Source organism: Pseudomonas sp. NUPR-002 (assembly GCF_056322725.1).
Window position 1 is genome coordinate 1,567,803 of sequence record NZ_CM150476.1, and the last position, 14,305, is coordinate 1,582,107.

15 protein-coding genes and 1 riboswitch are annotated in these 14,305 nt (G+C 62.7%); of the genes, 12 read left to right on the plus strand and 3 right to left on the minus strand.

The window, feature by feature from the left end:
- Nucleotides 1–5: 5 nt before the first annotated feature.
- Together purN and purM are read right to left on the minus strand one after the other, a co-directional pair.
- The gene (purN, locus tag ACVWSC_RS07280) at nt 6–659 is read right to left on the minus strand and encodes a phosphoribosylglycinamide formyltransferase (RefSeq protein ID WP_442112768.1); all 654 of its coding nucleotides are present in this window, start codon (nt 657–659) and stop codon (nt 6–8) included.
- A complete protein-coding gene (gene purM / locus ACVWSC_RS07285; RefSeq protein ID WP_442112770.1) occupies nt 659–1,717 on the minus strand; it encodes a phosphoribosylformylglycinamidine cyclo-ligase in 1,059 nt (352 codons plus the stop codon). Before purM ends, purN begins: the two co-directional genes overlap by 1 nt.
- A gap of 409 nt (nt 1,718–2,126) precedes the next feature.
- Here purM and ACVWSC_RS07290 point away from each other — a divergent pair, with 409 nt between their 5' ends.
- The 6 genes from ACVWSC_RS07290 to ACVWSC_RS07315 all read left to right on the plus strand — a co-directional run bounded on the left by ACVWSC_RS07290 (nt 2,127) and on the right by ACVWSC_RS07315 (nt 7,224).
- Nucleotides 2,127–3,182, plus strand: a complete 1,056-nt coding sequence (locus tag ACVWSC_RS07290) for a DUF2066 domain-containing protein (protein WP_442112772.1) — start codon at nt 2,127–2,129, stop codon at nt 3,180–3,182.
- A gap of 25 nt (nt 3,183–3,207) precedes the next feature.
- Nucleotides 3,208–4,281, plus strand: coding sequence for an AI-2E family transporter (locus ACVWSC_RS07295; protein ID WP_442112774.1), 1,074 nt, complete (start codon nt 3,208–3,210; stop codon nt 4,279–4,281).
- 157 nt (nt 4,282–4,438) lie between these two features.
- On the plus strand, nt 4,439–5,143 hold the full coding sequence (gene hda, locus ACVWSC_RS07300; RefSeq protein ID WP_010220358.1) for a DnaA regulatory inactivator Hda: 705 nt from the start codon (nt 4,439–4,441) through the stop codon (nt 5,141–5,143).
- Nucleotides 5,144–5,259: 116 nt separating this feature from the next.
- Nucleotides 5,260–5,892: a C40 family peptidase gene (locus ACVWSC_RS07305; protein ID WP_442112777.1), complete on the plus strand. Its 633-nt coding sequence runs from the start codon at nt 5,260–5,262 to the stop codon at nt 5,890–5,892.
- A gap of 134 nt (nt 5,893–6,026) precedes the next feature.
- Entirely contained in the window at nt 6,027–6,560 is a 534-nt protein-coding gene (locus ACVWSC_RS07310; protein WP_442112779.1) for a C40 family peptidase, read from the plus strand.
- 16 nt (nt 6,561–6,576) lie between these two features.
- Nucleotides 6,577–7,224 (plus strand): O-methyltransferase, encoded by a 648-nt coding sequence (locus ACVWSC_RS07315; RefSeq protein WP_442112781.1) that lies wholly within the window; start codon nt 6,577–6,579, stop codon nt 7,222–7,224.
- 69 nt (nt 7,225–7,293) lie between these two features.
- On the opposite strand, the gene ACVWSC_RS07320 is transcribed toward ACVWSC_RS07315, so the two are convergent.
- Nucleotides 7,294–7,872 carry a hypothetical protein gene (locus ACVWSC_RS07320; RefSeq protein ID WP_442112783.1) on the minus strand — a complete coding sequence of 193 codons (579 nt, stop codon included), beginning with the start codon at nt 7,870–7,872 and terminating at the stop codon, nt 7,294–7,296.
- Between the two features lie 149 nt (nt 7,873–8,021).
- Nucleotides 8,022–8,246, plus strand: a riboswitch (cobalamin riboswitch).
- Nucleotides 8,247–8,412: 166 nt separating this feature from the next.
- On the opposite strand from ACVWSC_RS07320, the gene cobO reads away from it, so the two are divergent.
- From cobO to ACVWSC_RS07350, 6 genes are read left to right on the plus strand one after another with little or no spacing between them, the layout of a single operon-like run.
- Nucleotides 8,413–9,024 carry a cob(I)yrinic acid a,c-diamide adenosyltransferase gene (gene cobO / locus ACVWSC_RS07325; protein WP_442112785.1) on the plus strand — a complete coding sequence of 204 codons (612 nt, stop codon included), beginning with the start codon at nt 8,413–8,415 and terminating at the stop codon, nt 9,022–9,024.
- Complete coding sequence (locus ACVWSC_RS07330; protein ID WP_442112787.1) at nt 9,021–10,316, plus strand: cobyrinate a,c-diamide synthase; 1,296 nt, start codon at nt 9,021–9,023, stop codon at nt 10,314–10,316. The genes cobO and ACVWSC_RS07330 overlap by 4 nt, the downstream gene beginning before the upstream one ends.
- Nucleotides 10,313–10,960 carry a 5,6-dimethylbenzimidazole synthase gene (gene bluB, locus ACVWSC_RS07335; RefSeq protein ID WP_442112789.1) on the plus strand — a complete coding sequence of 216 codons (648 nt, stop codon included), beginning with the start codon at nt 10,313–10,315 and terminating at the stop codon, nt 10,958–10,960. Before ACVWSC_RS07330 ends, bluB begins: the two co-directional genes overlap by 4 nt.
- A complete protein-coding gene (gene cbiB / locus ACVWSC_RS07340; protein ID WP_442112791.1) occupies nt 10,960–11,868 on the plus strand; it encodes an adenosylcobinamide-phosphate synthase CbiB in 909 nt (302 codons plus the stop codon). Before bluB ends, cbiB begins: the two co-directional genes overlap by 1 nt.
- Nucleotides 11,861–12,853: a threonine-phosphate decarboxylase CobD gene (cobD, locus tag ACVWSC_RS07345; RefSeq protein ID WP_442112793.1), complete on the plus strand. Its 993-nt coding sequence runs from the start codon at nt 11,861–11,863 to the stop codon at nt 12,851–12,853. Before cbiB ends, cobD begins: the two co-directional genes overlap by 8 nt.
- The gene (locus ACVWSC_RS07350) at nt 12,850–14,304 is read left to right on the plus strand and encodes a cobyric acid synthase (protein ID WP_442112795.1); all 1,455 of its coding nucleotides are present in this window, start codon (nt 12,850–12,852) and stop codon (nt 14,302–14,304) included. The genes cobD and ACVWSC_RS07350 overlap by 4 nt, the downstream gene beginning before the upstream one ends.
- Nucleotide 14,305: the final 1 nt, after the last annotated feature.

Genomic DNA, 14,305 nt, shown 5'->3' on the forward strand with positions numbered 1-14,305 from the left:
ATCTCCTAGGGTCGAATCAAGTGGCCGCTGGCCGCCAGGGGCTGGCCATCCAGTAGAGCACCGTGTTCACCAAGGCGCAAACGGCCTTCGGCGAACCAGCGCACTGCCAGCGGGTAAATCTGATGTTCCTGGCTGTGAACCCTTTGTGCCAGGCGTTCCGGCGTGTCATCCAACTCTACCGGTATTACAGCCTGTACGACCAGCGGGCCGCCATCGAGTTCCTCGGTAACGAAATGCACGCTGCAGCCATGCTCCTGGTCACCGGCCTCAAGGGCGCGCTGATGAGTGTGCAGGCCTTTGTACTTGGGCAGCAGCGAAGGGTGGATGTTCAGCAGGCGGCCCTGATAGTGGCGGACGAAGCCGGCACTCAAGATGCGCATGAAGCCTGCGAGCACCACCAGTTGAGGCTGGTAGCCGTCGATCAGCTCGACCAGTGCGGTATCGAACGCTTCGCGGCCTTCGAAGGCCTTGTGGTCGAGTACCGCAGTGTCGATACCGGCATCACGGGCGCGCTGCAGGCCGTAGGCATCAGCGCGGTTGGAGATGACAGCACGGATCCGCACCGGGCTATCGCCGGTGCGGAAGCTGTCGATCAAGGCTTGCAGGTTACTGCCGGTGCCAGACAGCAGCACCACCACATCACAGGGCGTGCTTGGCATCAGTGCGCCTTGACGTTTTTCAGCTCGACCTGGGCAGCGCCTTCGGCAGCGACGCCGATCTGGCCGATGACCCATGGTTGCTCGCCGGAATCACGCAGGTTCTGCAGGGCGACTTCGACCTGGTCCTGGGCCACGCAAATGACCATGCCAACGCCGCAGTTCAGCACGCGGTGCATTTCGTGCTCGTCGACGTTGCCTTGCGCTTGCAGCCAGTCGAACACGGCAGGGCGGTTCCAGCTAGCGACGTCAACAACGGCCTGGGCGCCTTTTGGCAGGACGCGCGGGATGTTGTCGAGCAGGCCGCCACCAGTGATGTGGGCCATGGCTTTGACCGCGCCGGTGTCTTTGATCAGCTTGAGCAGCGGCTTGACGTAGATGCGGGTCGGGGCCATCAGCAGTTCGGTCAGCGGCTTGCCGTCGAGCTGGATGTTTTCGATGTCGGCACCGGCCACTTCGATGATCTTGCGGATCAGCGAGTAACCGTTGGAGTGCGGGCCGGAAGACGGCAGGGCAATCAGGGCATCGCCAGTGGCAACTTTGGAGCCGTCGATGATTTCGGCTTTTTCCACCACGCCAACGCAGAAGCCGGCCAGGTCGTAGTCTTCGCCTTCGTACATGCCAGGCATTTCAGCGGTTTCGCCGCCGACCAGGGAGCAGCCTGCCAGTTCGCAGCCAGCGCCGATGCCAGTGACCACGGTGGCCGCTACGTCGACGTTGAGCTTGCCGGTGGCGTAGTAGTCGAGGAAGAACAACGGCTCGGCGCCGCACACCACCAGGTCGTTGACACACATGGCGACCAGGTCCTGGCCGATGCTGTCATGCTTGTTCAGGTTCAGCGCCAGGCGCAGCTTGGTGCCAACACCGTCGGTGCCGGACACCAGAACCGGTTGTTTGTAGCCGGCCGGGATTTCACAGAGGGCGCCAAAACCGCCCAGGCCGCCCATGACTTCCGGGCGCGCCGTGCGCTTGGCAACGCCTTTGATGCGTTCGACCAATGCTTCACCGGCGTCGATGTCTACACCGGCGTCCTTGTAGCTCAGGGAGGGTTGCTTGCTCATGATCCAGGCCTTTAAGAGGGAGGGATTCAGGGGAATCGACCGTGACCTGCCAGACAAGGTGGGGAAATTCCGCCTGCCTGACCGTCAGCGGTCTGCGAAGGCGCGCGATTTTATCAGGGTTGCCCGGTAGCGGCCATCCTCAGGCCGACGGGCAGGGCCCTGATTGGGCAAAAAAATCATTGGCTGCGGCTTTTCCTGGTAGGCGCGGGCTTGCCCCGCGAGGCGATGTGCCTGAAAGATCGCTGTCGCGGGGCAAGCCCGTGAACAAACAAAAAATAGCCTTTAATAGTGTCTGACTGGTTGCCAGGGCACAGGCTGTATAAGGTATAGCAAAGGCGATGAGGTGGAACTGGACGCCCAGGCCGTTGCTCAAAGCATCGCTTCTTTATTATCAGGACAGGAATCCTTCATGCGTTTGCGTAAATACCTGGCCGCTGGCTGTCTTGCCTTGTTTGGCCTGTCGGCACAGGCCGAAACCGTCTCTGGCCTTTATCAGGTGCGTGAACCGGTCGATGGCCAGGGGGCCGAGGCCCGTACTCAGGCCACCGGTAAAGCCCTTGAAACCCTCATTCTGCGCTTGACGGGCGACCCCAAGGCGGCGCAGAGCCCGGCCCTGGCAGGGTTGCGTAAGGACCCCCAACAAATCATCAGTCAGTTCGGCTTCGAAGCCGGACCGCCGGAAACCGTACTGGTGGACTTCGACCCGGGCAGCACCGAGCGCACCTTGCGTCAGGCTGGCCTGGCCTTGTGGGGCAACAACCGGCCTGCAATCCTCGGCTGGTGGCTGAACGACAGCGCCGAAGGCTCAAGTCTGGTCGGCGATGGCCAAAACAGTGCCGCACCCTTGCGCCGCGCCGCGCAACATCGCGGTCTGCCATTACGACTGCCATTGGCCGACCTCAACGAACAATTGGTGGCCACCGCAAAAAACCTGGAAGGTTCAGACCCAGCGCCGCTGCGCGATGCTTCGGAACGATACGGCGCAGATGCCTTGTTAGCGGTGCACGCCAGTGAGGCCGATGGCAAGTGGCAGGGCACCTGGCGCCTGTGGCTGGGCGAGCAGCGCGAGCAGGGCAAGGTTGAGGCAGGCGACCAGGCCGCGCTGGCCGATGCAGTGATGCTGGCGGTCAGTACCCGTCTGGCGCCGCGCTTTGTGGCACGCCCAGGCGCCAGCAGCGTCATGCAAGTGCAGGTTCAGGGCATGACCCTGGCACGCTATGCCGAGTTGGGCCGGGTGCTGGAACCTTATGGCGCACGCCTTAATCAGGTAACCGGCGACACCCTGACCTATCAGGTGACCGGCAACAGCGATCAGTTGCGTGCCCAGCTTGGCTTGGCCAAGTTGCAGGAACTGCCCGCCGAAGCACCGGCAGCACAGGCGCAACCGGTGGTTGACCCGGCCAATCCGGCCGCCACTCAGGCAACTGCTGTAAAACCGTTCGATGGCCTGCGTTTTCGTTGGTAATCCCTGACCAGGCTTGGAGCCGTTCATGATTGATATGCGTCGTTGGGTATGGCCCGGCGTAATTGTGCTGTGCGCAGCACTGTTGTACTGGCTGCATCCGATTCTCTCGCCGTTTCTGGTGGGCATCATGCTGGCGTACCTGGCCGATCCGCTGGTGGATCGCCTGGAGCGAGCCGGCATGTCACGCACCTGGGGCGTCGTGGTGGTATTTGCCCTGTTCACCCTGCTGTTGACCCTGCTGCTGTTGGTACTGGTACCGATGCTCGCCAAGCAATTGGTGCGCCTCTACGAGCTGGCGCCGCAGATGCTCGACTGGCTGCAGCACGATGCCTTGCCCTGGCTGCAGACCCGTTTCGGGCTGGCCGAAGGCTTCTGGAAGTTCGACAAGATCAAGGCCGCAATCAGCGGGCATATGGGGCAGACCGGCGACATTGTCGGCGTCATCCTGTCCCAGGCAACCGCCTCGGGGCTGGCACTGCTGGGCTGGCTGGCCAATCTGGTGCTGATCCCGGTGGTGAGCTTCTACCTGCTACGCGACTGGGACGTGATGATGGCCAAGCTGCGCAGCCTGTTGCCGCGTCAGCGCGAGGAGCAGGTGGTGGGATTGGCGGGCGAGTGCCATGAAGTGCTCGGTGCATTCGTTCGCGGTCAGTTGATGGTGATGCTGGCGCTGGGTGTGATCTACGCCTCTGGCTTGATGCTGGTTGGCCTTGAGCTTGGGCTGTTGATCGGCCTGCTGGCTGGGTTGGCGGCCATCGTGCCGTACATGGGCTTCATTATTGGTATCGGCGCGGCAATGATTGCGGGCTTGTTCCAGTTCGGCGCAGACCCTTATTCGTTGCTTGCTATCGCTGCGGTGTTCATGGTCGGCCAGGCGCTGGAAGGGATGGTGCTAACCCCGTTGCTGGTGGGGGATCGAATTGGATTGCACCCGGTGGCGGTGATTTTTGCCATTCTTGCTGGCGGAGAGCTGTTTGGCTTCACCGGGATTTTGCTGGCGCTGCCCGTGGCGGCGGTGATCATGGTGCTGCTGCGGCATGTCCACGATCTCTATAAAGAGTCGGATATGTACGGCGGTGAGATCGACCCCGAGCTCTAGCTTAATGGCCAAAGGCTTTCATCGACCGCCAGGCATCGATGCAAGCCTTTGATTTTACTTGTGGTCCGCGCCGATTGTGCCAGGGGCGCCACGGGTATAAACTTTGCAGACTTTTCACAAAAGGCCCTTTGTGGTTCTTCGGAACTGCCCAGCCAGCATGAAACCGATCCAGTTGCCCTTGGGTGTGCGTCTGCGTGACGACGCCACCTTCATCAACTACTACCCGGGTGCCAACGCCGCCGCATTGGGCTACGTCGAGCGACTCTGCGAAGCCGACGCCGGCTGGACCGAAAGCTTGATCTATCTCTGGGGCAAGCAGGGCGTCGGGCGTACCCATCTGTTGCAAGCCGCCTGCCTGCGCTTCGAGCAATTGGGCGAGCCTGCCGTTTACCTGCCGCTGGCACAGTTGCTGGACCGGGGTGTCGAGCTGCTCGATAACCTCGAGCAATACGAGCTGGTGTGTCTGGATGACCTGCATGTGATTGCCGGTAAGCCCGAGTGGGAAGAGGCGATGTTTCACCTGTTCAACCGCCTGCGCGACAGCGGCCGCCGCTTGTTGCTGGCGGCCTCCAGCTCGCCGCGGGAGTTGCCGATCAAACTGGCCGACCTCAAGTCGCGTCTGACCCTGGCGCTGATTTTCCAGATGCGCGCGCTGTCTGACGAAGACAAGCTGCGTGCCCTGCAACTGCGTGCTTCGCGCCGCGGCCTGCACCTGACAGACGAAGTCGGGCATTTCATTCTGACCCGCGGCACGCGCAGCATGAGCGCATTGTTCGACCTGCTCGAACGCCTCGATCAAGCCTCTTTGCAGGCTCAGCGCAAGCTGACGATCCCGTTTCTGAAAGAAACTTTAGGCTGGTAAGGTAGGGGCTAGAGCCTCGGAACATAAAAGTCACATTTTTTTCGATTGAATTTGCAAATCGATGCGATAGAAGGCATAGTCTCGACTTCTTTAAATCTCAAGACACGGTCGTGCCCATGCTAAATCGCTTCGCACCCCTCGTGCCCCTCGCACTTGTGACCCTGCTTTTTGGCTGCGCGGCGCATAGCCCGGTTTCGCAGCAGCAGGATCAACAATCGGTCATTTCTCAGGTCTCGGCCAAATCCTCCACCTCGTCGGTGTTCGAGGAAGAGCTGGCCACTGAAGAAGACCTGCAAGATTTCGCCAGCAGCAAGCCTTACCAATTGCCAGCCCTGGCTGACAACATTCTCGAACGCGGCATGTCGCTGATCGGTACCCGTTACCGTTTTGGCGGTACCTCCGAGAACACCGGCTTTGACTGCAGTGGCTTCATCGGCTACCTGTTCCGCGAAGAAGCCGGCCTGAACCTGCCACGTTCCACCCGCGAAATGATCAACGTAAAAGCCCCGCTGGTTGCTCGCAACAACCTCAAGCCGGGTGACCTGTTGTTCTTCAGCACCAATGGTCGCGGTCGTGTCAGCCACGCCGGGATCTACCTGGGTGACGATCAGTTCATTCACTCCAGCAGCCGCCGCAGCGGTGGTGTGCGCATCGACAAGCTCGGTGATCGCTACTGGAGCAAAACCTTTATCGAAGCCAAGCGTGCATTGGCCATGGCACCGACTGCGACGACTATTTCGCGCAACTGAACCCTGGCCTTGCCATACCACGGCGACGTCGCTGAAAAGCGCGTCGCCGTGCGTGTTTACAGAAAGCGTCTAATCTAAATTCTCAACTATTTCCGGCCACACCGCCGGACGGCTTCAGACAGGATGTTCTGACCATGGCGATGAAGGCGCGCTTCGCTCTACTTTCCCTGCTGGCACTGCTCGGTGCCTGCTCCAGTCATGCCCCGAAACCCGCCAAAGTGGTTAAACCGGTGGTCATGGCGCCTCAAGTGTATTTCTCTCCCGTTGCTGAAGATGTGCTGTTTCAGGCCCTGGGTCTGGTCGGTACGCCTTATCGCTGGGGTGGCAATACCCCCGATTCGGGTTTTGATTGCAGCGGCCTGATCGGTTACGTCTATCGTGACTCTGCGGGTATTTCACTGCCGCGTACCACCCGTGAAATGATCGGCATGCGTGCGCCCACTATCGACCGCACCGCGTTGCAGTCGGGCGATCTGGTGTTCTTCGCCACCAATGGCGGCTCCCAGGTCAGTCACGCTGGCATTTACGTGGGTGAGGGGCGCTTCGTGCATGCCCCGTCTGCCGGTGGCACCGTGCGTCTGGATTACCTGTCCAACAGCTACTGGAACAAAGCCTACCTCAACGCCAAGCGCGTTCTGGCGCCGCCTCAACTGGCGCGTAACCCCTGACCTGGCGAGGTAGGCGATGACGGCACAAACGCTATACCTCGACGATGCGCTCTACCACTACCTGCAAGCGGTGTCTGTTCGCGAGACACCGCTGTTGGCGCGTTTGCGTGTGGAAACCCAGGCCTTGCCCGAGGCGCGCTGGCAGGTAGCGCCGGAGCAAGGGCAATTGCTGGCCTTGCTGGTACGCCTGATCGGTGCACAGCGAGTCATCGAGGTGGGTACCTTCACCGGCTACAGCGCGCTGTGCATGGCCCAGGCCATGGAGCAGGGGCAACTGCTGTGTTGTGATCTTGAAGGCAGCTACAACGCGATTGCCTGGCGCTACTGGCGTGAGGCGGAGGTGGCACAGCGCATTGAATTGCGCCTGGGGCCTGCCTTGAAGACCTTGGCGAGTCTGCCGTCAGAGCGCTACGACCTGATCTTCATCGATGCCGACAAGGCCAATTATCCGGGTTATCTGGAAGAGGCGCTGCGTTTGCTGCGTTGCGGTGGGCTGGTGCTGTTCGACAACACGCTGTGGAGCGGGCGGGTGTTGCAGGAACAGCCTGACAGTGACGATACGCGGGCGATCCAGGCGTTGAATCTACAGCTCAAGGATGATGCGCGGGTGGACCTTTCCCTGTTGCCGATTGGGGACGGTTTGACGTTGTGTCGTAAGCGTTGAGACTCAATCGCGGGGCAAGCCCGCTCCTACCCTGTAGGGACGGGCTTGCCCCGCGATCGTGCCCTGATTTCAAGCCTGCTTGAGCAGCAAGGCAACCCCCGGATAATACTGCCCCGCCTCGTTATGCAGCTTGCGGTAGGCATAAGGGAAATACCAGGCAATGGCGCAAGCCGTATGCTTTTGCAGATCTTCAACCAGGTCCTGCAGCTCTTCCGGGCTGGCATGCTGCCCGGCTTTCCACGGGCTGGCGAACAGCGCAGCCACTTTGAGCTGACTGGGGGCGGCCACCTGGCGGGCAGCGAACACGGTTTCCTGCAGGGCGTTGCTCAAGTCAAGGCGGCCGATACGCGGCCAGCGCTGGCTGCCTTGCAGGTAGGCGGCCTCTTCACGATTGGCGATGTACAGGTCGCAATGTCCTTCGCGGTCGCCTTCGTCGCGCTGCTTTTTACTCGGGTGGTGTTGCAAGGTCACGAGCTCAGCTTGCCAGGCGGCAGCGCAAAGCACACTGAGGTTGGTTTGAGCGCCGTGCCAGTAAGGCGCTTCGCTGTCGCCCAGGGTCTGGTTGAGTCGGTCAATGCATTCAACCCAGCGCTCCAGCGCCGGGCGCAGGAATTCCAGGCGCGGGTTGTTGATGATCAGACCTTGCATGCCGTTCTCTCCTTTATCGTTGTAATTGAGTGCAGCCAGATCATGGCTATTTGATATCACTGATATCAGGGTGACACAAGCCGACAAACACGCCATTGATCCAGGCCAGTGCAGCACCTTTCATTGACGCTCCGGGTGCAACCCTCTAACCTTCGCGACTTGTTTCAGGTGCTCTGTGGGCTGCGGTCTGGCAGGGTGAAACAGGGAAGCCGGTGGCTGCGCTAATGCGTGCGAGTCCGGCGCTGCCCCCGCAACGGTAGGTGAGTCAAGGTCGCGCATGGCCACTGGGTAATGAACCCCGGGAAGGCGCACGACCCTGGGTGTTCAAGGCCCCGCTCACAAGCCCGGAGACCGGCCTGTTACAGCCAACGGCATCACGGAGGGTGATGCGCGTATCCTTCGGCCCATGCCGCAGCCTTGCGCGTTTCTCCGTCTGCCTTATCCATTCATCTATTACTGTCTTTTTTGCCGCGAACGCTGTACGGCCCTGTGCCGACAAGCTCGCTGCGAACTGACGGATAGTGCTATGCGGAGACTGCGATGACTGAATCCAATGAGCGTGACGAACGCCACCTGGCGCGTATGCAGCGCAAGAAGGCGGTGATCGACGAGCGTATTGCCAATGCGCCGAACGAGTGCGGTTTGCTGCTGGTGCTCAGCGGCAATGGCAAAGGTAAAAGCAGCTCCGCTTTCGGCATGCTGGCCCGGGCCATGGGCCACGGTATGCAGTGTGGCGTGGTGCAGTTCATCAAGGGCCGCAACAGCACTGGCGAAGAACTGTTCTTCCGGCGCTTTCCAGAGCAGGTGCGTTACCACGTGATGGGCGAGGGATTCACCTGGGAAACCCAGGACCGCCAACGCGATATTGCCGCCGCTGAAGCTGCCTGGGCGGTGTCGCGTCAACTGCTGCAAGACCCGGCCATTACCTTTGTGGTGCTGGATGAACTGAACATCGCCCTCAAACACGGCTACCTCGACCTGGAGCAGGTGCTCAGCGACCTGCAGGCGCGCCCGCCGATGCAGCACGTGATTGTCACCGGGCGTGGCGCCAAAGACGAAATGATCGAACTGGCCGACACCGTCACCGAGATGGGCATGATCAAGCACGCCTTTCAGGCAGGCATCCGCGCCCAGAAAGGCGTTGAGCTATGAGTGACACGCGCCACTGCCCGGCGGTGCTGATCGCCGCCCCGGCCTCTGGTCAGGGCAAGACCACCGTGACCGCCGCTCTGGCGCGGTTGCACCGCAATCTCGGGCGCAAGGTGCGGGTGTTCAAGTGCGGCCCGGACTTTCTGGACCCGATGATCCTAGAACGGGCCAGCGGCGCCCCGGTGTACCAGCTGGACCTGTGGATGGTCGGTGAGCAGGAAAGCCGTCGGCTGCTCTGGGAGGCAGCAGGTGAGGCCGATCTGATTCTGATCGAAGGGGTCATGGGTTTGTTCGACGGCACGCCATCGAGCGCTGACCTGGCCCGGCATTTTGCCGTGCCTGTGCTTGCGGTGATTGACGGGACCGCCATGGCCCAGACCTTCGGTGCACTGGCCCTGGGCCTGGCGCGCTACCAGCCGGACTTGCCGTTTGCAGGCGTGCTGGCCAACCGTGTCGGTACCTTGCGTCATGCGCAGTTGCTTGAAGGCAGCCTGACCGAAGGGCTGCGTTGGTACGGTGGCCTGTCGCGGGAAACCGGGATCGAGCTGCCAAGCCGCCACCTGGGCCTGGTGCAGGCCAGTGAACTCAACGATCTGGATGTGCGCCTGGACGCCGCCGCTGCGGCGCTGGCAGCCAGTTGCGAGTCGTCGTTGCCGCCGGCTGTGGCCTTCGCTGCGCCGAGCGTGCAGGTCATCGAACCCTTGCTCGAGGGCGTAACCGTCGCTGTGGCCCGGGATGAGGCGTTTGCCTTTACCTATGGCGCCAACCTCGAGCTGCTGCGCGCCATGGGCGCCGAGCTGAAGTTCTTTTCACCGCTGCATGATCGTACGCTGCCGCAGACCGACAGCCTGTACCTGCCGGGTGGCTATCCGGAGCTGCATCACCAGGCGCTGGCTGCCAACACCTCGATGCTGGCGGCGATTCGCGATCATCACCAGGCCGGCAAGCCGGTGCTGGCAGAGTGTGGCGGCATGCTCTACCTGCTGGAGAGCCTCACCGATGTCGCGGGTACGCGTGCCGAGTTGCTCGGCCTGTTGGCAGGCGAGGCGGTCATGCAGAAGCGCCTGGCTGCCCTGGCGTTGCAAGCGGTGGAGTTGCCGGAGGGCACCTTGCGCGGGCACACCTACCACCATTCGCTGACCACCACCGAGTTGCAGCCGATTGCCCGCGGGCACAGCCCCAATGGCGGGCGCGGTGCCGAGGCGGTCTACCGTCAGGGCCGCTTGACGGCGTCCTACGTGCATTTCTACTTTGCTTCCAACCCCCATGCGGCGGCGGCGCTGTTGGCGCCATGAGCGATCAGGCTTTCAGCGATGCCGAGCGCGCCGCGGTGTACCGCGCCATCGGCGAACGCCGCGACATGCGCCATTTCATCAAGGGCGAGGTAGCCCCTGAGCTGCTGGCGCGCCTGCTGGCGGCGGCGCATCAGGCCCCCAGTGTCGGGCTGATGCAGCCCTGGCGTTTTATCCGCATCACCGACCAGGCCTTGCGCCAGCGTATACAGGCGCAGGTGGAAGCCGAGCGGGTGCGCACGGCCGAGGCGTTGGGCGAGCGTTCGGATGAGTTCATGAAACTCAAGGTCGAAGGCATCAGCGAGTGCGCTGAGTTGCTGGTGGCCGCCTTGATGGATGACCGTGAGAAGCACATTTTCGGCCGCCGCACCTTGCCGGAGATGGACCTCGCTTCGCTGTCCTGCGCAATCCAGAACCTGTGGCTGGCGGCGCGTGCCGAAGGGTTGGGCATGGGCTGGGTGTCGTTGTTCGAACCTCAGGCGTTGGCCGAGCTGTTGCACATGCCGGCGGGCGCCAAGCCGCTGGCGATTCTGTGCCTGGGCCCGGTCCGGGCGTTTTACCCGGCGCCGATGCTGGTGCTGGAGGGCTGGGCTGCCGAGCGCCCGCTGAGCGACATGCTCTTTGAAAACCAGTGGGGAGAGTCTTGATGAGTGTGGCGTTGCTGACCGTTGCCGGTGTAGCGCTGGATGCGCTGCTGGGCGAGCCCCGGCGTCGGCATCCGTTGGTGGCTTTCGGGCGTCTGGCCGGGCGCCTGGAGCAGCGTTTCAACGCCGGGGGATGTGGCTGGCGCAGCCACGGCGTCACGGCCTGGTTTCTGGCAGTGATTCCCCTGACCTTGTTGGCCACCTTACTGTCCTGGCTGCCCTACATCGGCTGGCTGGTGGAAATTCTGGCGCTGTACTGCGCGCTGGGGCTGCGCAGTTTGGGCGAACACGTGACCCCGGTTGCCGCCGCATTGCGTGCCGGTGATCTGGAGCAGGCACGCCAGCGCGTGGGCTATCTGGTCAGCCGCGAAACCCGCGAGCTGGACGAAACCGCCGTGGCACGCGCCGCCACCGAATCGGTGTTGGAGAACGGCAGCGATGCGGTGTTTGCAGCGCTGTTCTGGTTTGTCGTGGCGGGCGCGCCGGGTGTGGTGCTCTATCGCCTGAGCAACACCCTGGACGCCATGTGGGGTTACCGTAACGAGCGCTTCGAGCGTTTTGGCTGGGCGGCGGCGCGTATCGATGATGTGCTCAACTACATTCCGGCACGCCTGGTGGCGTTGACCTACGCTCTGCTCGGCAAGACCCGACTGGCCCTGAGCTGCTGGCGCCGTCAGGCACCGCTGTGGGACAGCCCCAATGCCGGGCCGGTGATGGCCGCTGGCGCGGGCGCCCTGGGTGTCGAACTGGGCGGCCCGGCGGTGTACCACGGTGAATTGCACGAACGCCCGCAACTGGGCGAAGGTCCGGCGGCGGATGCCGACGCCATCGAGCGTGGCTGGCGTCTGGTGTGTCAGGGTGTGTGGTTGTGGTTGCTGCTGATGTGCCTGGGGGCTGAACTCTATGCTTGAACACGGTGGGCGCCTGCAACGCGCCGTGCAGCACTACGGCATTGCCCGGGAGCAATGGCTGGACCTGTCCAGCGGCATTGCCCCGTGGTCGTTTGCCATTCCAGAGATTCCACTGCGTGCCTGGGCGCGCTTGCCCGAGACCGACGATGGCCTGGAGCAGGCCGCCGCCGGGTATTACGGTGTCGAGCACCTGCTGGCGGTCGCCGGTTCCCAGGCCGCGATTCAGGCCTTGCCCCAGCTACGCGCGCGCGGCACGGTGGGCGTGCTGTCGCCGTGTTACGCCGAGCATGCCGAGGGCTGGCGCCGTGCCGGGCATCAGGTGCTCGAACTGCGCAGTGAGGAGGTCGATGAGATGCTCGACAGCCTTGATGTGCTGGTGGTGGTCAACCCCAACAACCCAACCGGTTGCCTGCATCCGGCTGCACAGTTGCTGGGCTGGCACCAGCGTCTGGCGCGGCGCGGCGGTTGGTTGCTGGTCGATGAAGCGTTCATGGACAACAGCCCGCAGCACAGCATTGGCGCCCATGCCCAGCAGGCGGGGCTGATCGTACTGCGCTCGTTTGGCAAGTTCTTCGGCCTGGCCGGGGTGCGGTTGGGCTTCGTGCTGGCGGAGCCGCTGCTGTTGCAACGCCTGGCGGAATTGCTGGGGCCCTGGACCGTCAGCGGGCCGACGCGAACGCTGGGCCAGGCGTGTTTGCTCGACAACGCCGCGCACCAGCAGCAGATCGCTCGTTGTGCCGCTGCCAGCCAACGCTTGGCCGCTTTGCTGAGCCGGGTCGGCTTTGCCCCGACGGGGGGCTGTGATCTGTTCCAGTATCGGGTGATTGATCAGGCTGCACAGGTGCATGAGTTCATGGCCCAGCGCGGCATCCTGCTGCGGCTGTTCAGCCAGCCCGCCAGCCTGCGCTTCGGCCTGCCAGCCACTGATGCGGATTTTCAGCGCCTGGAACAGGCACTCAACGATTACTGCAAGGAAACACCATGACGACCCTGATGGTGCAGGGCACCACCTCCGATGCAGGCAAAAGCACACTGGTGACCGCGCTGTGCCGCTGGTTGCTGCGTCAAGGCGTGGCAGTGGTGCCGTTCAAACCGCAGAACATGGCGCTCAACAGTGCGGTGACTGCCGACGGTGGCGAGATTGGCCGGGCTCAGGCGGTTCAGGCCCAGGCAGCGCGGCTGGCGCCGCACACCGACATGAACCCGGTACTGCTCAAGCCCAACAGCGACACCGGCGCTCAAGTCATCGTTCACGGCCGTGCCGTTACCAGCATGAATGCCGTGGCGTACCACGACTACAAGGTTATCGCCATGCAGGCGGTGCTGGACTCGCACCAGCGTCTGGCTGCGCAGTACCCGGTGGTGATGGTGGAAGGGGCAGGCTCACCCGCAGAGATCAACCTGCGCGCTGGCGATATCGCCAACATGGGCTTTGCCGAGGCGGTGGACTGCCCGGTGATCCTGGTTGCCGACATCAACCGCGGTGGCGTGTTCGCCCATCTGGTCGGCACCCTGGAACTGCTGTCGCCCAGTGAGCAGGCGCGGGTCAAAGGTTTTGTGATCAACCGTTTCCGTGGCGACATTGCCTTGCTGCAGCCCGGCCTGGACTGGCTGGAGGCGCGTACCGGCAAACCAGTGCTCGGGGTGCTGCCTTACGTGATGGACCTGCACCTGGAAGCCGAAGATGGTATCGACCAGCGCCAGGGCGACAAGGTTGCACGCGCCCTCAAGGTGATCGTGCCGGTACTGCCACGCATCAGCAACCACACTGACTTCGACCCGTTGCGCCTGCACCCGCAAGTCGACCTGCAGTTCATCGGCCCGGGTGATTCGATTCCCCCCGCAGACTTGATCATCTTGCCAGGCTCCAAAAGCGTACGCGGCGATCTGGCGCAGTTGCGTGCCCGCGGCTGGGACCAGGCCATCACTCGCCATCTACGCTACGGTGGCAAGGTCCTGGGGATCTGCGGTGGCCTGCAGATGCTCGGCAAGCGAGTGGACGATCCGCTCGGCCTGGAAGGTCCGGCCGGTAGCAGCGAGGGGTTGGGCCTGTTCGATTTCGTCACGGTGTTGGAGGCGCAAAAACAACTGCGCAACGTTGCCGGTACCTTGCAGTTGGAGCAGGCGCCGATCAGCGGTTATGAAATTCACGCCGGGGTGACGCAGGGCGCGGCGCTGGAGCAGCCTGCGGTGCAACTGGCGGATGGACGCAGCGATGGCGCCATCAGTGCCGACGGGCAGATTCTGGCGACCTACCTGCATGGCCTGTTCGAGAGCCCGCAGTCGTGCGCGGCGTTGTTGCGCTGGGCGGGTTTGCACGAGGTCGAGCAGGTTGATTATCAGGCGCTGCGTGAGCGTGATATCGAACGCCTGGCTGATCTGGTCGAGCAGCACCTGGATACCATCCAACTACGGCAACTGTGCGGGCTGAACTGAC